At 63.8% G+C, this 17275-nt stretch carries 31 protein-coding genes, 1 other RNA gene and 1 pseudogene; 30 read left to right on the top strand and 3 right to left on the bottom strand.

Translation table 11 applies throughout. The features are described from left to right. The first annotated feature begins 20 nt into the window (after positions 1-20). A complete protein-coding gene (locus tag ACYQ00_RS02800) occupies positions 21-1577 on the top strand; it encodes a tyrosine-type recombinase/integrase (protein ID WP_460030669.1) in 1557 nt (518 codons plus the stop codon). A gap of 343 nt (positions 1578-1920) precedes the next feature. Here ACYQ00_RS02800 and ACYQ00_RS02795 read toward each other — a convergent pair whose 3' ends face one another. Beyond that, positions 1921-2637 (bottom strand): XRE family transcriptional regulator, encoded by a 717-nt coding sequence (locus ACYQ00_RS02795; RefSeq protein WP_460030206.1) that lies wholly within the window; start codon positions 2635-2637, stop codon positions 1921-1923. Here ACYQ00_RS02795 and ACYQ00_RS02790 point away from each other — a divergent pair. The 17 genes from ACYQ00_RS02790 (at position 2631) to ACYQ00_RS02710 (ending at position 10462) form a co-directional block, all read left to right on the top strand. Then, positions 2631-2855: a hypothetical protein gene (locus tag ACYQ00_RS02790; RefSeq protein ID WP_460030205.1), complete on the top strand. Its 225-nt coding sequence runs from the start codon at positions 2631-2633 to the stop codon at positions 2853-2855. The genes ACYQ00_RS02795 and ACYQ00_RS02790 overlap by 7 nt on opposite strands. A gap of 52 nt (positions 2856-2907) precedes the next feature. Then, entirely contained in the window at positions 2908-3234 is a 327-nt protein-coding gene (locus ACYQ00_RS02785) for a hypothetical protein (RefSeq protein WP_460030204.1), read from the top strand. A gap of 29 nt (positions 3235-3263) precedes the next feature. Further along, positions 3264-3503 carry a helix-turn-helix domain-containing protein gene (locus ACYQ00_RS02780; protein ID WP_460030203.1) on the top strand — a complete coding sequence of 80 codons (240 nt, stop codon included), beginning with the start codon at positions 3264-3266 and terminating at the stop codon, positions 3501-3503. Then, positions 3500-5527 (top strand): Mu transposase C-terminal domain-containing protein, encoded by a 2028-nt coding sequence (locus ACYQ00_RS02775; RefSeq protein WP_460030202.1) that lies wholly within the window; start codon positions 3500-3502, stop codon positions 5525-5527. The genes ACYQ00_RS02780 and ACYQ00_RS02775 overlap by 4 nt, the downstream gene beginning before the upstream one ends. Before the next feature lie 12 nt (positions 5528-5539). After that, positions 5540-5752 (top strand): Mu transposase C-terminal domain-containing protein, encoded by a 213-nt coding sequence (locus ACYQ00_RS02770; protein WP_460030201.1) that lies wholly within the window; start codon positions 5540-5542, stop codon positions 5750-5752. 1 nt (position 5753) lies between these two features. Beyond that, on the top strand, positions 5754-6485 hold the full coding sequence (locus ACYQ00_RS02765; protein WP_460030200.1) for an AAA family ATPase: 732 nt from the start codon (positions 5754-5756) through the stop codon (positions 6483-6485). Further along, positions 6485-7048: a hypothetical protein gene (locus ACYQ00_RS02760; RefSeq protein ID WP_460030199.1), complete on the top strand. Its 564-nt coding sequence runs from the start codon at positions 6485-6487 to the stop codon at positions 7046-7048. Before ACYQ00_RS02765 ends, ACYQ00_RS02760 begins: the two co-directional genes overlap by 1 nt. Beyond that, positions 7045-7401 carry a hypothetical protein gene (locus ACYQ00_RS02755; protein ID WP_460030198.1) on the top strand — a complete coding sequence of 119 codons (357 nt, stop codon included), beginning with the start codon at positions 7045-7047 and terminating at the stop codon, positions 7399-7401. The genes ACYQ00_RS02760 and ACYQ00_RS02755 overlap by 4 nt, the downstream gene beginning before the upstream one ends. A 12-nt stretch (positions 7402-7413) precedes the next feature. After that, positions 7414-7602, top strand: coding sequence for a hypothetical protein (locus tag ACYQ00_RS02750; RefSeq protein ID WP_460030197.1), 189 nt, complete (start codon positions 7414-7416; stop codon positions 7600-7602). Beyond that, positions 7599-8240: a DUF3164 family protein gene (locus ACYQ00_RS02745; RefSeq protein ID WP_460030196.1), complete on the top strand. Its 642-nt coding sequence runs from the start codon at positions 7599-7601 to the stop codon at positions 8238-8240. Before ACYQ00_RS02750 ends, ACYQ00_RS02745 begins: the two co-directional genes overlap by 4 nt. 26 nt (positions 8241-8266) lie before the next feature. Further along, the gene (locus ACYQ00_RS02740; protein ID WP_460030195.1) at positions 8267-8548 is read left to right on the top strand and encodes an HU family DNA-binding protein; all 282 of its coding nucleotides are present in this window, start codon (positions 8267-8269) and stop codon (positions 8546-8548) included. Continuing rightward, positions 8547-8612: hammerhead ribozyme type II (locus ACYQ00_RS02735), an RNA gene on the top strand. Before ACYQ00_RS02740 ends, ACYQ00_RS02735 begins: the two co-directional genes overlap by 2 nt. A gap of 11 nt (positions 8613-8623) precedes the next feature. Next, positions 8624-9082 carry a gp16 family protein gene (locus ACYQ00_RS02730; protein WP_460030194.1) on the top strand — a complete coding sequence of 153 codons (459 nt, stop codon included), beginning with the start codon at positions 8624-8626 and terminating at the stop codon, positions 9080-9082. Beyond that, positions 9082-9522 (top strand): helix-turn-helix domain-containing protein, encoded by a 441-nt coding sequence (locus ACYQ00_RS02725; protein WP_460030193.1) that lies wholly within the window; start codon positions 9082-9084, stop codon positions 9520-9522. Before ACYQ00_RS02730 ends, ACYQ00_RS02725 begins: the two co-directional genes overlap by 1 nt. After that, positions 9512-9865, top strand: coding sequence for a hypothetical protein (locus tag ACYQ00_RS02720; protein WP_460030192.1), 354 nt, complete (start codon positions 9512-9514; stop codon positions 9863-9865). Before ACYQ00_RS02725 ends, ACYQ00_RS02720 begins: the two co-directional genes overlap by 11 nt. Continuing rightward, complete coding sequence (locus ACYQ00_RS02715; protein WP_460030191.1) at positions 9816-10229, top strand: hypothetical protein; 414 nt, start codon at positions 9816-9818, stop codon at positions 10227-10229. Before ACYQ00_RS02720 ends, ACYQ00_RS02715 begins: the two co-directional genes overlap by 50 nt. Positions 10230-10324: 95 nt before the next feature. Next, positions 10325-10462, top strand: a complete 138-nt coding sequence (locus ACYQ00_RS02710; protein WP_460030190.1) for a hypothetical protein — start codon at positions 10325-10327, stop codon at positions 10460-10462. Between the two features lie 25 nt (positions 10463-10487). Here the strand turns inward: ACYQ00_RS02710 and ACYQ00_RS02705 are convergent, their stop codons facing one another. Both ACYQ00_RS02705 and ACYQ00_RS02700 read right to left on the bottom strand, forming a co-directional pair. Then, positions 10488-10973 (bottom strand): thermonuclease family protein, encoded by a 486-nt coding sequence (locus ACYQ00_RS02705; RefSeq protein ID WP_460030189.1) that lies wholly within the window; start codon positions 10971-10973, stop codon positions 10488-10490. Further along, positions 10952-11185 carry an Ada metal-binding domain-containing protein gene (locus ACYQ00_RS02700; RefSeq protein ID WP_460030188.1) on the bottom strand — a complete coding sequence of 78 codons (234 nt, stop codon included), beginning with the start codon at positions 11183-11185 and terminating at the stop codon, positions 10952-10954. Before ACYQ00_RS02700 ends, ACYQ00_RS02705 begins: the two co-directional genes overlap by 22 nt. A 310-nt stretch (positions 11186-11495) precedes the next feature. Here ACYQ00_RS02700 and ACYQ00_RS02695 point away from each other — a divergent pair, with 310 nt between their 5' ends. The 12 genes and pseudogenes from ACYQ00_RS02695 to ACYQ00_RS02640 form a co-directional block, all read left to right on the top strand. Next, positions 11496-12146 carry a Rha family transcriptional regulator gene (locus ACYQ00_RS02695; protein ID WP_460030187.1) on the top strand — a complete coding sequence of 217 codons (651 nt, stop codon included), beginning with the start codon at positions 11496-11498 and terminating at the stop codon, positions 12144-12146. Next, positions 12143-12361: a hypothetical protein gene (locus ACYQ00_RS02690; RefSeq protein ID WP_460030186.1), complete on the top strand. Its 219-nt coding sequence runs from the start codon at positions 12143-12145 to the stop codon at positions 12359-12361. The genes ACYQ00_RS02695 and ACYQ00_RS02690 overlap by 4 nt, the downstream gene beginning before the upstream one ends. A gap of 76 nt (positions 12362-12437) precedes the next feature. After that, positions 12438-12725, top strand: coding sequence for a hypothetical protein (locus tag ACYQ00_RS02685; protein ID WP_460030185.1), 288 nt, complete (start codon positions 12438-12440; stop codon positions 12723-12725). A 126-nt stretch (positions 12726-12851) separates the two neighbouring features. Then, positions 12852-13442, top strand: coding sequence for an N-acetylmuramidase family protein (locus ACYQ00_RS02680; protein ID WP_460030668.1), 591 nt, complete (start codon positions 12852-12854; stop codon positions 13440-13442). A gap of 38 nt (positions 13443-13480) precedes the next feature. Then, complete coding sequence (locus tag ACYQ00_RS02675) at positions 13481-13699, top strand: hypothetical protein (protein WP_460030182.1); 219 nt, start codon at positions 13481-13483, stop codon at positions 13697-13699. Positions 13700-13719: 20 nt separating this feature from the next. After that, positions 13720-13941: a TraR/DksA C4-type zinc finger protein gene (locus ACYQ00_RS02670; RefSeq protein WP_460030181.1), complete on the top strand. Its 222-nt coding sequence runs from the start codon at positions 13720-13722 to the stop codon at positions 13939-13941. Positions 13942-14025: 84 nt separating this feature from the next. Continuing rightward, the gene (locus ACYQ00_RS02665; protein WP_460030180.1) at positions 14026-14376 is read left to right on the top strand and encodes a DUF2730 family protein; all 351 of its coding nucleotides are present in this window, start codon (positions 14026-14028) and stop codon (positions 14374-14376) included. Beyond that, entirely contained in the window at positions 14373-14681 is a 309-nt protein-coding gene (locus tag ACYQ00_RS02660) for a VpaChn25_0724 family phage protein (protein ID WP_460030667.1), read from the top strand. Before ACYQ00_RS02665 ends, ACYQ00_RS02660 begins: the two co-directional genes overlap by 4 nt. Positions 14682-14691: 10 nt before the next feature. Then, complete coding sequence (locus ACYQ00_RS02655) at positions 14692-15243, top strand: DUF3486 family protein (protein ID WP_460030666.1); 552 nt, start codon at positions 14692-14694, stop codon at positions 15241-15243. A 12-nt stretch (positions 15244-15255) separates the two neighbouring features. Next, positions 15256-15945: pseudogene (locus ACYQ00_RS02650) on the top strand (terminase large subunit domain-containing protein); the annotation flags it as partial. Between the two features lie 191 nt (positions 15946-16136). Further along, positions 16137-16562 (top strand): phage terminase large subunit family protein, encoded by a 426-nt coding sequence (locus ACYQ00_RS02645; protein ID WP_460031311.1) that lies wholly within the window; start codon positions 16137-16139, stop codon positions 16560-16562. A 426-nt stretch (positions 16563-16988) separates the two neighbouring features. After that, positions 16989-17275, top strand: a 287-nt coding sequence (locus ACYQ00_RS02640) for a phage portal protein family protein (protein ID WP_460030665.1), incomplete at its 3' end; no start/stop codon positions are given.

Genomic DNA, 17275 nt, shown 5'->3' with positions numbered 1-17275 from the left:
AATGCTCTGCGGAGGACGTCATGGCGACAGTCACCATCGCGGCGCGTTCGCGCGAGAACGGTAAAAGTTATGTAGTTCAGTATGTTGACCCGGAAATCGGCCAGAAGCGGCACCATGCCACCTTCCGCCGCCGGGACATGGCCCAGCAGGAAGCCAACAAGCTGCGCATCCTCCTGGATGCCGGTGAAATGCCCGAAGCCCGGCGCGACCGCAAGCGCCGGGCGGGCCAGACCTTCAATGATGTGGCAGACCTGTGCCAGGCCGAATGGACCCGCCGAGGCAAGGAAGGCAGCCTGCGCCCGGCCACCATCGCCGGCTATGAGAACTTCCTGCGCCCCCTGCGCAAGCACTTCGGGGCGCTGTTGATGGCCACCATCGACCGCGAGCACATCTTGAACTATCGCGCCGATGTGGCTGCAGAAAGCTCCAAGGTGTACGCCAACCGACAGTTGTTCATCCTCAAGAGCGTCTTTGCCAAGGCCCTGGAAAGCGGAAGTATCAATAAGGATGAAGTGGCCGGCATCCGCTACCTGAGCGAAACAGCGCACGAGCGCAAGAAATACATGCGTCCGGCCCAGCTGGAAGAGCTTCTTGCCGTGGCGGGACAGGGCAGGGCAAGGCATTACTTGCCCCTGGTCATCCTCCTGGCCGTGGAGCACGGCGCCAGCCGCCAGGAGCTGCTAGACCTGCAATGGCGGGACATCGACTTTGACGACGGCGAAACAGGCATCATCCGCCTGCATCGCACCAAGACCAATGTGACGCGAGTGCAACGCCTCATGCCCCGGACGCGGGAAGCGCTGTTGCAACGCTGGGCCTTCCTGCAGGAACGCCGCCGTAGCCGGCGCATTGCAGTCAAAGGCGACTATGTGGTGAGCCACCTGGACGGCAGCCGCATGGGCGATTTCAAGCAGGCCTGGAAACAAACCTGCGCGGCGCTGGGCCTGGAGGATTTCCACTTTCACGACAACCGGCATACCTTCTGCTCCAACATCCTCATGGCCGGCGGCACCCTCAAGCATGCCAAAGAGATGATTGGACACAAGACCTTGCGCATGACGGATCGCTATTCCCACCTCGAAGGCGTCAGCGACAACCCCATGCAAGCCGGCCTGGCCGCACACTACAGTTGTAGTGTGGGCCTCCCGGCCTCCCCAAAGGGGCCGGAAGGGAAAACAAGGCGAGCGGACACAAAAGCGGACATCCAGGCGGACACACGGGCGGACACACGAAAATCCCCCCAAAAACACCCCCAAAAAAACAAAAAATGCCTTCCAAAAGCTCCCACGGCACCGCCAGCCCAGGCGAAAAAAGCGCACCATGGAGCACAAAAAGAGACCTCCAAAGGCGGCCAGCAAGGGAAGCAGGCGGCGCAACCACCCGGAAAGAAGGCCGCCGCTAATAGCCAGCCTTCACAGGCCGGAAAGAAGGCCGCCGCTAATAGCCAGCCTTCACAGGAGAAATCCTGCAAAGTCAGGCGAAGAAGGCCAGATTCGAGAGTTGAGGCGCCCATGCAGGGCAGCGGCTGCTTTTATCAGGCAGTGAGGCGGGACATGGTGGGATTTGAGGGGATATAGTGGGAAGGAAAACGCGTTGTTAGGAGCGTCCTGGCGGGTCTGAAAGCCGCTGGGGCGCTTTTATCAGTTTTGGGGGTTTGCGGCCTGCTGGCCAGGTCTTGCCGCGTCTGCTTTTATCACCGGCTTTCACGTAACTATTTGATGCTGCAAGCTTTCGACATCAGGACCCCCGCGCGGTTGATTGGCTGACCCGGAACCAACTGCACACTTACACTGAGAAAAAATCATATTTTAAATCAGTAAGTTGATGTTGTTTTGACAATCTAGTTCCGAGTCCGACTCGGAACTAGATTTCACCCATAATTCTATACTGCCAATGTATACAATGACACGTTTGGCATACCTATCTTGCCTCTCTACACCACCATAAGACGCGCCCTATAATGTGAATGTATTGCCCTTCGAGTGAAAGGTCTATTTCGATAGGATCGTATGACGGATTTTTGCTCCTAAGCACAAGCTTGCCTGGAAGCTTGTCAATGCATTTAATTAGTATTTCATGGTCAATTGCAATCGCATAAATCGCGCCTGCAATTAGTTCCTTTTTGCTTTCATCTATTAGTACCATGTCGCCGCCATGAATGTCAGGCTCCATAGAGTCACCATAAACATCCATAAGCACCATGCTAGATGGGCGACCTCTCGCAATAACCCACTCTTCGCGGAAGGCGAACCACCCGTGGACATCTCCAGATGTTTCCAAGCTGCCATTACCAGCCGACAGCCGTGCGTTGACTTTCTTAATGTAGATCATGCCGCTTTCGGATGCTAACTGCGGCGCGGCGTCTATTTGGCCGAGAAGTAGAAAGTCGGTTGAACAACCGAAAAATCGGGCGAGACTGATTATGGCGTCGCCTTTCGGTAGCCAACCATCCTCATAGCGCTGCAGTGAAGAGGTCGCGACTCCGAGCGCCTGTGCAACATCGCGCTGTGTAAGGCTTTTCGAGTCCCTAAGCTTGCGCAAGCGTTCGCCGAAACCTTTATTTTTACCTCCCTCCTCAGGCATTTTGGGATGATTTTTTTGCATTTTTATCCAATGGTTAAAGTGTGTTGATGGCATCACTCAAAAAACAGGTGATCATTGCTCAATTTTTCGGTTGCAACACCCGAAAAATCGGTTTAGAAGAAGTCTCGCAAGGTCGCCATGTAGACCATGCCCCCAGTCTGGATAACACCAGTTCAGGCCGGAAACAACGCCCGGAAAAACCCGGATATTGGACGGACAATGCCCCATCGGACGCGCCCACTGTCTCTTTTCGCCGCATCGTTGGACGTTGATCCAATGATCAAGGCGGCCATGCGGCGAGCTTATGAATCCACGGGGCTGAGTATGGATCAGGTGGTTGATCGGATGAACGGGGTAGCCGGGGAGCATGGGCTCACACTCTCGGCTGGGCGCGGTGGGCGGCTTTCTGTCGAGACTTTGGCGAAATGGCTGAACCCAATGGAAACAGACAGACCGGTGCCAACGCGCGGGGTGGTGGCTTTCTGCCGAGCCTTGCACACGCTGGAGCCGTTGCAGGCGCTGGCGGCTCCATTGGAGGCGAAGGTCATCGACCGGAAGCAGGTTGCCCTGCTGCAGCTTGCGGAGTTGGAAGAGGCCGAGCGGCAACTGAAGAAGAAAAAGGCCCGGTTGCGGGCTGTGTTGGAGGACTAGGCATGACGGGTAGCAAAAGGCCTATGGCCATGGCGCGGCGTATTGATTCCGTGGAGAGCCCACGCAACGGGCGGGCGATCCGGGCGTACCTGGTGCGTAAAGGGATCAGCATGGCGGACATCGCCAGGGATCTGGAGTGCTCCCGCAGCCTGGTCTGCCACACGGTGCGTGGCGGAAAAAACAACAAACGGGTGCTGACGCGGCTGGTTGAACTGGGCGTGCCGCGCCGTTATCTGGCTCTGCCGGACGGCGTAGGGGTGGCTGCGTGAAAGCGCTGCCGGCCCGCGTAATCGCCTCATCGCTTGGCGTAACCGAGCGGGGACTGAGGAAACGTGCTCTCTATGAGGATTGGCCCTACGTCACCGGCACGCGCGGCGCACGGCTGTATCTGCTGGAGGGGTTGCCGGCGGCGGTACGGGAGCGGGCTGTTGCGCATGTGCTGGACCAGGCTGCCCCATTGACCGGACCCGCGCCAGCTGCGCAGGTGCCGGCCTGTCTGATGGCCCCCATGCGGGACTGGCAGGCGGAGGTGCGGGACGCGCGATTGGGCGTGCTGGAAGCCGTCCGCGGGCTGGCCGAAACCATGCGGGTGGGGATCATCAAGGCTGAAGCCACATTTGCAGCAATGGCCGCGGCGGGGACGTTGGCCCCCCGGCTGGCGGAGTTGGCCGCGGTGGCCAATGCCCGCAAGGGCGAACAGCGGGCTGTGAGTGCCGTGACGCTGCGGCTCTGGCGCACCACGCTGGACCGGCAGGGGCCGGATGCCCTGGCCCCGAAGCCCACCAAATTGCCAGACAACGCGCCCCCGGCGTGGCTGGGGCCGTTCCTCAAGCTGTACCGCCGGCCTGGCAAGCCGACCCTGGCCATGTGCTATGAAGTGGCCGTTACCCAGGGGTTAACGCTGCCTTCCATCAGCGCGGTGGAACGGACCATCAAGCGTCTGGGCGCGGTGCAGGCCAACAAGGGCCGCATGGGGCCGCGGGCGCTGCGGAATCTGCAAGCCTACGTTAAACGCACCTTCAAAGAGCTTTTGCCCGGCGACGTGTACACGTCCGACGGCCACCGGCAGGACATGAAGGTGCTGCACCCGGATCATGGCCAGCCATTCCGGCCCGAGGTGGTGGCGGTATTGGATCTTGCCTCGCGCAAGTGCGTGGGCTGGAGCAGCTGGGAGCATGAATCCGCCGGGCTGGTGGCAGATGCCCTGCGGCACAGCGTGGAGACGGCGGGCATCCCGGCCCTGTTCTATGCGGACAATGGCTGCGGCTTCAAGAATGAGATGCTTGGCCGCGAAGGCGACGGGCTGTTGCTGCGCCTGGGCGTGCGCATTGAGCACAGCATCCCCTACAATTCCCAGGCCCGCGGGGTGATCGAAGGATTTCAGAAGAACTGGATCCGCAGCGCGCGGATGCTGCCCGGCTACTGCGGCTGGGACATGGATGATGAGGCCGAGAAGAAGATCCACAAGCTGGCGCTGGTGCAGATCAAGGAGCGCGGAACTTCGCCCCTGTATCCGACCTGGGATCAATACCTGGCCTGGATGGACGAGCAGATGCGGGCCTACAACGCCCGGCCGCATCGTGGCTTGCCCAGGATTCAAGATCCGCAGACGGGCCAGCTCCGTCACCAGACCCCGGACGAACGCTGGGCCGAGCTGGCCCGCGATCCCCTGTGCGAGCTGTTCCACCCGACGCCCGAAGAGGCCGCCGAGCTGTTCCGGCCGCATCTGATCCGGACCTGCCGGCGGTGCCTCGTGACGCTGTTCAACCGGGAGTACTACGCGCCGGAATTGGAGGCCATGCACGGGCAGGAAGTGCAGGTTGCCTACGATTTGCACGACTTTTCCAAGGTCTGGGTCCGCAACCTGGACGGCCAGCTGCTGGCCATTGCCAAGCAGGACGGCCACGCCGCGGCGTATTTCCCGCAATCGACCATTGAGGCCGCGCGCGAAGGTCGCCGCAAGGCGCAGCTGAAGCGGGCGCAGGCCAAGGTGGTGGAGATGCAGGGATATGTGCTCGGGGGAACTGAGTTCCCCCGAACCCCCTCCATTCCACTCGATCAGGGGGGGCAGGGGGGATTCTCCCCCCTGGAGGCTGCCTCCATTGCCCCCGCCCCGGCGGGGAACCCCAAGCGTGAGCGCTTCCTCAAAGCGCAGGCCCTGGAGGCCCGGCGCACGGGAGGCGAGGCCCTCTCGCCGCATGAAGCCAAGTGGCTGGATTATTACGTCACCACACCAGAATACCTCAGCCAGGCCCGGCTCTATGAAGAGTTCGGGGAAGTGGCCCTGGGATAACAGGAGGAACAGATGAGAGTGTTGCAACGAGTCCCCCAACGAGGTCGCATCGTGATCCATGGCACGAGTTACGAACACCCCGCATTGTGCCTGCAGCATGGGGGCGAGGTGAAGGTGGCTTTTGATCCTACTGATCTAGGCAGTGTGTGTGTCTATGACAAATGTTCACGCCCCCTGTGTGTTGCCAAACAGGCCACCGTTGGCCCTGCCAAGAAAGGAGCCTGAGATGACGGCAGCAGGCACGGGCATTGCGCCCCTGACAAACGTGCGGCTCTTTGCCGAGCTGGTGGAACGGGTCTGCAACCGGCCGGCGCACCTGCCGGGCATGGCCACGTTCCACGGGCACAGCGGCTACGGCAAGACCTGGAGCGCCATCCACGCGGCCAACAAGGCGCGGGCCAAGTACGTGGAGGTGGGGTCATCCTGGACCAAGAAAAAGCTGTGCACGGCCATTGCCACCGAGCTGGGCCTCGCGCCCCGCGGGACCATCGGGGACATGGTGGAAAAGGTTGTCGAAGCCCTGGCCGTGGCCAATGCGCCATTGATCATCGACGAGGCCGACCATCTGGCGGCCCGTGGCATGATCGAGCTGGTGCGGGAGCTGCACGACGCCAGCGGCGCGCCCATCATCCTGATTGGCGAGGAGCGGCTGCCGGACAAGCTGGCCCAGCATGAGCGCGTCCACAACCGGATGCTGGACTGGCTGCCGGCCCAGCCGGCCACGGTACAGGACTGCGAGCTGCTGGCCCGGCACTACTGCCCGGATGTGGCCATTGCGCCCGGCTTGCTGGCCCGGTTGCACCAGGCCAGCGGCGGGCGGCTGCGGCGCATCTGCGTCAATCTGGAACGGGTGCGGGAAGCGGCCCGGACCGAGGGCTGGGAGCAGGCGGACGAACAACACTGGGGCAAGCGGGAATTCTTCAAAGGGGAGACCCCGGCCGTGCGGAGGGCTGCGTGATGCCTCCGAAACCTATTGATCAACGCCACCCCCTGGCCGGCAATGACGCGGTGTGGACGGCCATGCTGGAGTTGGCCGACGCGGGCAGGGACATCACTGTGGCGGCCGTGGGGGCCAAGGTACTGCGGGGCAAGGGCGAAATCCGGGAATACCTGCGCCGGCTGTGCCTGGCCGGGGTGTGCACGGCCACTCCTGGCCAGGGGATAGGGGCGATGACGACGTACCGATTGACGCAACGCCCGGCGCAAGCCCCGCATCTGGACAAAGAAGGCAAGCCGTTCCCGGAAACGGACCAACAGCGCATGTGGCGCGGGTTGCGGATGATGAAGGCGTGCACGGCTGTGGACCTGGCCACCGCCGTCTCCGTGAAGGAAAGCGTCGCCTACACTTATCTGAAAATGCTGGCGCATGCCGGGTATGTCACCAGATCGGGCGACCAGTACCGCCTGGTGCGCCAGCATGGGCCGCTGGCGCCGATGATCCAGAAGGTGAAGCAGGTCTATGACCCCAACCTCCAGGCCGTGGTCTGGCCGCAAGGGGCGCAGAAGGGGGCGCGGCCATGAGTGCGTTGCAGGTGGCGAGGCAGCACTGGAGCCCGCTGCCGCCCTGGGTGGAGACCCTGGCCAAGGCCTGCGACGCGGAGAGCCAGGCGGCGGTGGCCAAGCAGTTGGGCGTCTCCCCGGCCCAGGTCAGCACGGCGCTTCGGAGCAAATACCCTGGCGACCTGGTCGGGCTGGAAGCGAAGGTCTGGCGGGTGCTCGGCGGGGACGTGGTCAACTGCCCGGTGCTGGGGGAAATCGAAGGGGCCACGTGTCTGGAACATCAACGGCGGCCCCTGGCCGCGACATCCGGATTCCGCGTGCGGCTGCATCGGGCCTGCCAGGCCTGTCCGCAGCGCATCGTGAACGGCAGTTGAAGGAGGCGTGAAATGTCAATCGCTATTGAAATCATGGAGACGGCCTTTGCCGTGCAGCGGCTGCAGGGCTGGAGCAGCGACCCCAACCTGATGCGCGAGTCCAGGGATATTGCGGAACGGCTGGTGCAGCTGGCCAAGCATGTGGATGCCCTGGAAACGACGGACAGAGCCAACAAGGAAGCAGAGGAGGTGACGGCATGAGCGAGGAACAGGCGGCCTACGGAGCGACACCCCAGACCGACATGGCCGATTTTCGCCAGGATGCCCGCGGCAATCTGGTGCACGTGAAGAACATCAAACCCCTGGACATGGCCCGCGATGACCTGGTCCGGTCCATCATCCCAGATGCCCTGGCATTGCGCCAGGCCCTGCGGGACTTCAAGGCCAGGGTGTCCGGCGATGTGGCCGCCTTCGTGGATCTGGCATTCGAGGAGTACGGCGTCAAACGCGGTGGTAGCAAAGGCAATGTCAGCCTGCCGACCTTTGACGGCCGGTACAAAGTCGAACGCGTCATTCAGGAGCGGGTGGAGTTCGACGAACGCATCAAGGCGGCGCAGGCCCTGGTCCAGGACTGCCTGACGGAATGGACCTCCGGCGTGTCCCCGCAGGTGAAGACCATCATTGACGCGGCCTTCCAGGCCGATGGCAACGGCATGCTCTCGCGGGCCAAGGTCTTGAGCCTGTTGCGCCTGACCTTTGAAGATGACCGCTGGAATCGGGCCATGGAGGCCATCAAGGACAGCCTGCGTGTGGTGGACAGCAAAACGCACTTCAAGATCCTCGAACGTCAGGAAGACGGCAGCTATCGCAACATCCCCCTGACGTTGAGTGACGCATAACCCAAGAGAAGAAGAAGGAAATCATCATGACCGAAGCACAGCTCATCGACGCCATCAAGGACAAGTTCGCCGGAGATATCACCAAGACCGCCATCGGCCAAGTGCTGGACGCCCTGGCCGCGGTGGCCACTGAAACCCTGGCCCGTGGGGAGAGGGTGCCCCTGCCGGGCCTGGGCAAGCTGGAAGTGCAGCAGCGCGCCGCTCGCATGGGGCGCAATCCCAAGACCGGCGCGCCGCTGGAGATTGCCGCCAGCAACACGGTGAAGCTCAATCTGGCGCAAGCGCTGAAGGGGGCGGTGAATCCGTAAGCGAAACGGGAGGTCTCCTCCCGTCGGCATGGCGCGGTGGCCAGGCCCTGATGAGCAGCCAACGGAGAAAGACGCATGAAACCCACACGCAACGCAACCCCCACCCATACGCCGCAGGACACCAAGAAGGCCCTGGCCATGGTGCATGTGGCCAAGCAGAAGCTGCGGTTGGATGACGACGTGTACCGCAACCTGCTCCAGGACAGGTTCGGTGTCGGGTCTGCCAAAGACCTGACCCCGGCGCAGCTGGGTTTGTTGCTGGACCAGTTCCGCCAGCTCGGATTCAAGCCGTCCAAAAAGCCGGCGGATGTGAAGACGGGCCGCGGCACAGGGCCACTCCTGCGCAAAATCGAAGCCCTGCTGGCCGCCAAGGGTCAGGATGAGGGACGCTTTGTGCCCCTCTCGTATGCCGAGGGCCTGCTCAAAAAGATGACCGGCGTGGAGAAGCTGGCATGGGCCACACCTGAGGATTTGCGCAAGGTGGTGGCGGCACTCTCGGTGCACAATCGGCGGCACGGTGGGAGGCAGTCCTGATGCCGCGGCCGTCTGCCCTGCTGGGCGACCCCTCACACCGTACGCGCTGGCTGCCGGCCTCCCTGCGGGCGCTGGCCGAGGAGCTCGGCCCCGGCGGCGGCGAGGCCTGCCTGCGGTTGATGGAGGCTTACGGCGGAGTGGCCCGGCTGTACATCCCGCGGCACATCGGGCCGGGGCATCCCATCGCCCGGATCATGGGCTGGCCGGAGGCCAAGCGCCTGGCGGCAATCTATGGCGGCGACTACCTGTGCAACGTGCCCCTGGGCACCGAGGCCGTGCGCAAGGCCCGAGACGCCGAAATCGTGGAGCGCGTGGCCGCCGGAGCCTCGCCGCGGGATGTGGCCCTGGACCTGCGCCTGACCGAACGCACGGTGCGCCGGGTGCTGGCCCGGGCACGGGATGCCGGTCCCCGGCAGGGGAGCCTGTTCGATGACTTTTGAGGCAGCCCGGCTGCATGGGGTGTGGCAGGGCGCAGCCCCCGGCTCCAAGGACGTGCTGCGCTTTGATCCCTCGGGCCGGCTCTACGTCTTTATGTACGGCCACGCTGCAGCCCGGGATCTGCTGATTGAAGACGTGGCCGAGACAGACGCCGGCCTGGTCTTCCGGCTTCGCTCCGGCCGCAAGTCCGTGGTGGCTACCATCAGCCAGGATGGCCGGCTGAAAATGGAGTGCGGCGGGGAAGTGTATTTTTTTTCAGAAGGTTGGATGGATAATGGCCGAAAAACGCAAGCCCATGGCGACGCTCTTGCTCAGAAAACCGGGCAATATAAGCATCAAAATTGAAATTTTTGACGGCGCGCTTTTCGGGCAAGCCGGCTACCGCCTGCGGGTGAATGGGCGCTTTGTGTCCGTCAAGGGCCAGCCCTTTTACCATGCTGCAGACGGGGTGGTGGCAACATTGCGTGGGCTGGTCTTCGGCACCTGGATCCTGCCGGAACCGGAAGAGGAAGCCCCGCCGGCCGCCTTCGCCCCCGGCGACCGTGTGACCGTATTCTATGAACTGGCCGGCGTGCCACGGGCCGAGATGGGCATTGTCCGTTCCGCCCCCCTGCAGGATCAGGCCGGCCGGCAGCATGTGCTGGTGGCCACGGGCGGGCCGATGCGCGTGGCGCTGTTTCCGGTGGAAAAAGTGGAGGTGCGGGAGTGAAATCGCTGCTGTTGCCCGGCCTCGTTGCCGTTGTGTCGCTCGCCCTTGTCTTTGCCCTGGGGGTTGTTCTGGGTGTGTCTGCAGGGATGTACGGGATGCTTGAATCCCTACGCGCCTCCACGGTGCGGACGGTGGAGGATGGGGAGCCGACAGTGGAGTTGCACTTTGTCCTTGGCCCGTTCCGGTATGTCAAAAAGATCGCTGCCGAGGCCCCTGCCGATGCCCCGCGTTAAAAAAGCCGGGTTGCCCCGGCTTCGTTCACTTGTTCCGCCTGCGCCACTCCCACGGCGGGGTGGGATCGGCCTCTGCCCAAAGGCCGCGGCCGGCTGCTCTGGCGGCAGCCTCGCTCGCGTCCCATTGCTTGCAGACGGTGATGGTGCAATATTTCGTGTAAACCCAGGCGTGCCCGGCCTCTACAATCTCTCCGTTGAGGCTTTTTCCGCCGATGGAGACCAAAGCAACCTGCCGACCATACCGGTCCACATCAACCGTTTCTCCTTCAACCACCGCGTTGTATGCCTTGGCCCGGACGAATTGCGTCGCCTCGAAGCCTCCAGGCTGGGCAGATTCCGGGCAATCGATCCCGTACAACCGCACTTTGATCGTCGTGGCATTGTTCAGGATGACGTGGATGGTGTCACCATCGGGGATGTACGAGACGACGCCGGACCAGCCCCAGGCAGAGGCCGGCACAAGCAACAGCAGGAAAACGAGCAGCCGCGTCATGGCTTGCAGACCTTGCATGGGCGGTATCCTGCAGCAATGGCTGCATCGCGGGATTCAAAGGCGGCTGTGCAGCGTTTGCAATTGAAGTGTTTGCAGCCCTGGATATGGAAGATGCCGGATTCAGTATTGCCGTGGTACGTTGCTCCGGCGGCGTGGAGCATGGCCGCAGCGCCCATAGCCAAGGCCAGGGACAAGGCCAGCGAGACGGCCAAGTTGCGAAGTGGAAGCATGTCTCCTCCGATAGCTACACGGTTGATGGTATTGACAAGCCAGCATGCATGGCTCTTGACATTTTCCCGCATCGGGTGCAACTCTTTCCATACGGAGCCTGAGAACTCCTCAAAGGTCGGACCCGCACCCGTTAGACTTGCGGTTTTTTTGCGCCCTGCGTCTTCCTGACGGCAGGCAAGAGCCCAGATTGTTTTGCCGGGTGTAGGTTAATACAAGAGCCCTTTCGGGGGTAAATAAGCCTGCCGCTACCTTTGGCGGTTCTCAGCACCCGGCTTTTTTTGTTCATGAGAAAATCAAAGGAGCTCTGCCATGTCTGACCTGATCCCCCTTGATGTGACCCGCGACCTGGAGTTTCACGGCGACACGCCTGTGATCTCTTCCCTGCGCATTGCCGAGCGTTTCGATAAGCAACACGGCAACGTTCTGCGCGACATCCGCGAATTGTCTACCAAGTGTTCGGAATCATTTGTTGGACTCAATTTTGAGTTCAATACATACACCGATCCCATTGGCCGCACTCTGCCTATGTGCTACCTGACCCGCGACGGATTTTCCATGTTGGTCATGGGGTTCACCGGCCCCGAGGCCATGCGCTGGAAGGAAGGCTACATTGCCGCCTTCAATGCCCTTGAAGCGGCCGTGAAAGAGTCCCTGGTGCAGCGCCTGGAGCGGGCGGAAGCCGTGACGCGGATCCTGGAGGCCACGCACCGGGAGGAGGTGGCGCGGCTCCTGGCCCTGCCGGACGAGCGGCGGCAGCTGCTCTTGCGCGCGGCGCGGTATGTGCGTTTGGGGCTGGCCCGGTGGGAAATCCGCCGCTTGACGGGCGTGTCCGAGCGGACGCTGGAGCGGGCCATTGCCGACGCCCGCAGCCTGGGGCTGATAGACTATCCGCCAGAGAAGGAAAAGCCCTTTGGGGCGCAGTTGGCGCAGGCCCTGCTTTCCATGGAGGCTACGGCATGAACTACCTGCGCCCGACGGACACGTGCCAGGATGCCCTGGAACGGGCTGCCGGCGTGGCGGCCTTTCTGGGGGCCATGGCGGAACGGGTGGCGCTGGAGCCCCTGAGTCCGGATGAAGCCTACGGGCTGCAGTGCGTGGTGATGGCCCTGGAAGAAACGCTGACCCTGGCCAAGGGCCTGCCGCCGTGCCGGCGGCCCGGCAGCCTGGCTGCATAGCGCATATAGGGGAAGGCCCTGGCCTGCAAGCGTCGAGGCCTTCCCTTTCCGCCCAACTCCACATAGGATAGTCGCCATGCGTACCACCTTCGCCTTGATCCTCTCCTTGCTCCTCATCCTTCCTGCCGCCGCCCAGGTCGCCAAGGCCGCCCAGGCCGCGGACTCCGGCCACATGGTGGACGGCCAGGGCCGGACCACTGGGACGTACACCCGCCAGGGGGACGGCGTGATCCTGCGGGACCGCCAGGGCCGGACGCTGGGGCGCATGGAACAGACGCCCGGCGGGGATGTGCGCGCCACGGACCGCCAGGGCCGGCGCGTGGACCCTGCGGCCGTGCTGCCCGGAGCCTCCCCGCAGCCCTGATCCCGCCTCCGCGCCCATTCCCCATCTATGTCCGCCTGCTTCGGCCTGACACCTGTCAGGCCGTTTTTTTTGGCCCGCCAGGGGTAGCGTCTGCACATTGCTGCATCTCATCTGCCTGGAGGTCACATGCGCGCTCCCTTGACCGATGCCGACATTGCCGCCGCAGCCGCCGCCCTGGGGGTGGAAGCCTGCGCGGTGCGGGCCGTCCTGGCCGTGGAATCCTTGGGCAAGGGATTTTTGCCCGACGGCCGCCCGAGGGTGCTGTTTGAGGGCCATATCTTCTGGCGTCAGCTGGTCTCGCGAAATATCGACCCCGCGCCCCTGGCCGGCAAGTACCCCAACCTCGTGTACCCCAAGTGGGACCGGTCGCAGTACCGGGGCTCCCTTGGTGAATGGGAGCGGCTGAACAGCGCCGCCCTGATACACAAGGATGCGGCCCTGTGTGCGGCGTCCTGGGGGTTGTTCCAGATCATGGGCTTCAATCACCCGCTGTGCGGGTTCGCTGACGTGCAGGCCTTCGTGGCTGCGCACTGCGAAAGCGAGGCGAGGCAGCTGGAGGCCTTCTGCGCCTACCTGCGTTCCGCGGGTCTGGTCGCCCCCCTGCAGCGGCTGGACTGGTCCGAATTCGCCAGGCGCTACAACGGGCCGGGCTACAAGGCAAACAAGTACGACACCAAACTGGCGGAGGCCTACGGGCGCTGCCGCCGGGATCAGTAACCAACAACACGACGTCCCCCAAAAAAAGGAGCATTCTCATGGCTGATCTGAACACCGTCAAAACGTTCTTCGGCTCCAAGACCGTCTGGGGCGGGCTGGTGGCCCTGGCGGCCGGCCTGGCGGGCCTGGTCGGCTACGCCATCAGCCCGGAAGACCAGGCCCAGCTGGTGGAAGTGGGCGCGGGACTGGCCGCGACCGTAGGCGGGGCTGTGGCCGTCGTTGGCCGCGTGGTGGCCACCAAGGCCATCAAGAAGTAAGGCCGGCAGGCGACGCGCAGATGGATGAAGCAGATCAGGCGCAACGGGCGGAGGCCGCCTTTCTGGCGCAGGCCCTGGCCCAAGCGGGTCGGGCGGGCGCGCCGGAGCTGGCCAACGCTGACGGGCTGTGCCCCGACTGTACCGATTGTGGCGACCCCATCCCCGCAGCGCGGCGGCAGGCCATGCCCGGCTGCCGCCGCTGCCGGGACTGCCAGGAACTCTATGAATCGGAGCGGCCATAACAGGCCATATTAGGGGCCGCCGCCAATGCCTGACCATCCACCGACCATCAACCGGCCTGCGGGCCAGGCCCCCCGGAGGCATGCGTGGACTACGCCACCGCAAAATTCTGGATTGATTTGGCCCAGACGTTTTTTACCGGCGCATTGGGCATCTACATTTACATGGTCAACCGCGAACGGGTCACGAACCAGCGTATCAAGGAGCTGGAAGACACCCTTGAAGAGCGTTTGAACGACCATGCCTCGCGCCTGGCCAAGGTCGAGACCACGTGCTGTACCACGCCCAGTCAGACCCAGCTGCATACGGAGCTGGCCAAAGTCTATGAGCGCATGAACCGCATTGACAGCACCTTGAACGATCTGGCCGGCGAATCACGGGCCAATCGCCAGTTGCTCACCACCATGCATACCTTCCTCTTGGAGCGCAACGCATGAGCACCTATGCCACCACTGTGGAGCAGCGCCGCCGCTTGGACCTGCTGCGCCTGCTGGCCCTGGAGCCCGGCTACCGGCTGAACGCCCCGCTGCTGCAGGCCTGCTGCTGCGAGGCCGGCTTGCCCAGCACCCTGGACCAGGTCGAAGGCTCCCTGGCCTGGCTGGCCGAGACTGGCCTGGTCAATCGCGAGACCGTGGGCGGCGTGTCCGGAGTGACCGTGGCCACCCTGACGCCCCGCGGCCTGGACGTTTCCCGCGGGTTGGCCGAGGTACCGGGCGTGGCCCGACCCCTGCCCGGGGAATAGGGGAAAGAGCATGCCCCAGCCCTCGACCATCGACCGCCTGCCGCCGGACATCAAGGAACAGCTCCAGGCCCTGCTGCGGGATCCGCGGGTGACGCAGCTGGAGGCCACGGCGCGCATCAACGCCATCCTGGAAGAGGAAGGCCATGCCGAGCGCGTCTCCAAGAGCGCGGTGAACCGCTATGCCCGGAGCATGGCCGTGGTGGGGGAACGCCTGCAGCAAAGCCGCGAGGTGGCGGCCATGTGGATCGGCAAGCTGGGCTCCCAGCCGGCCGGCGAGGTGGGTAACCTCCTCAATGAAGTGTTGAGGACCCTGGCCTTTGACTGCGCCCTGGGGCTGGCCGAAGAGGAAGGCGGGGCCACGCCGGCCCTGCTCATGAAGCTGGCCATTGCCGTGGAAAAACTGGAGCGGGCGGCCAGCGAGAACGAGAAGCGGGCGGCGCGCATCCTGGAACGCGAACGGACGCGGGCGGCCGAGGCCCTGCAGCAGGCCGGGAACAAGGCTGGCCTTTCGCCGGAGGTGCTGGCCATGATCCGCGAACAGGTTTACGGCCTGTCCGGATAGTCCGGGTAATCCATGCCAGCCCTGGAGCTCTACCCCTATCAACGCCAATGGATCGGCGACAAAAGCCGGTTCAAGATCGGGATGCTTGCACGCCAGACGGGCAAGACGTTCACGACAACCTTGGAGATCGTGGACGATTGCCTGGAAGCGGCGTCCCAGGGCTGGCGGGAGCGCTGGGTCATTCTCTCCCGCGGGGAGCGCCAGGCGAAGGAGGCTATTGATGAAGGGGTCAAACCTCACGCCAAGGCCTATGGCGCGGCCTTCGAGTCCCTGGAATACGAATGGAAGGACGAGGCCACCTACAAGGCCCTGGAGGTTGTGCTTCCCGGAGGCAGCCGCATCACGGCTCTGCCGGCAAACCCGAACACGGCCCGCGGTTTTTCTGCCAACGTCTTCCTTGATGAATTCGGATTTCATCAAGACAGCAAGGCTATCTGGAAGGCCCTATTCCCTGTCATCTCCAAGCCCGGTCTGAAGCTGCGCGTCACCTCCACCCCCAACGGCAAGGACAACAAATTCTATGAGTTGATGACCGGGGAAAGCCGGGTCTGGTCCCGCCATGTGGTGGACATCCACCGCGCGGTGGCCGACGGGCTGCCGCGGGACATAGCCGAGCTCCGGGAAGGTCTGGATGACGAGGACGCCTGGGCGCAAGAATACGAACTCAAGTGGCTGGACGAAGCCTCGGCCTGGTTGTCCTATGACCTGATCAATTCCGTGGAGCATGACGCGGCCGGGGAGCCGGACCACTACCAGGGCGGCCCCTGTTACATCGGCGTGGACATTGGCCGGGCGCAAGGACCTGTTCGTCATCTGGGTCCTGGAGCTGGTGGGCGACGTCTTCTGGGCGCGCGAGCTCATCACGCGGCAGCGGGCGACCTTCAAGGAACAGGATGCCCTGCTGGCCGCGTGCCTTCGACAAGTACACCGTGGTCCGGTGCTGCATGGACCAGACCGGCATGGGCGAAAAGCCCGTGGAAGACGCCAAGGACGCCCACGGCCAGTACCGCGTGGAAGGCGTGCTCTTTACCGGGCCGGCCAAGCAGCACCTGGCCACCCTGGGCAAGGAAGCCTTTCAGGACCGCCGGCTGCGCATCCCCCAGGGCGACACGGGCCTTCGGCGGGACTTGCATTCCCTCAAGAAAATCCAGGCGCCCCTGGGCGCGCCGCGGTTTCTCTCCCAGGGGGATGCCGATTCCCACGCCGACCGGGCCTGGGCGCTCTTCCCTGGCCCTTTATGCCGGCGGCACCGCAGCCGAACGCTTCGCCTACCAAGCCGTGCGCCAGGGGGCGCATGCCTCCAGCGACCAAGCACTTGACGCCGTGCGCCGCCTGGTCAAGGCCGGCGCCGGCTGGTGCCGCGGTAGATTTTGACAAGGAGAATGGGGGACGCCGTCCCCAAGCCCCCTGCCAGGGGGATGATCCCCCTGGACCCCGCTGAGGGGGCCAGTAGGACAGGGGGGAAATCATTTTCCCCCGGCGGGGTGTGGGGCAGCGCCCCACGCAAGGAGCCTCTATGCTGTACGATCATCTGGGCCGGCCGGTGCGGCCGGCGGAACTGACGCGGGAAGTGGCCGCGCCCAGGCTCACGGGCCTGCGCAATCCCTGGCCGGACGCCCTCATCGCCTCGCGCCTGACTCCGGACCGGGTGGCGCGCATCCTCATGGACGCCGGCCAGGGGGATTGCCGGGAGTTTTTGGGCCTGGCCGAAGAGATGGAAGAGCGGGATCTGGCACTATGCCGGCGTGCTGGGCACGCGCAAGCTGGCCGTGGCCGGCCTGGCGCGCATGGTGGAGGCGGCCTCGGACGCGCCGCGGGATCAGGAGCTGGCCGACGCCGTGCGGGCATTGGTGGCCACGCCGCAGATGACCTGGCTGGTCATGGACCTGCTGGACGCCCTGGGCAAGGGCTTCGCCGCCGTGGAAATCTGCTGGGAGCGCGGGCCGCGCTGGACGCCGCGGGAGTATAAACGACGCGACCCCAGGTGGTTCATCTTTGACCGGGACAGCGGCGAGGAGCTGCGGCTGCTGGA

This window comes from Megalodesulfovibrio paquesii (genome assembly GCF_054653055.1).
The sequence above is the reverse complement of the archived record's forward strand: the minus strand, read 5'-3'. Positions and strand labels throughout refer to the sequence as shown.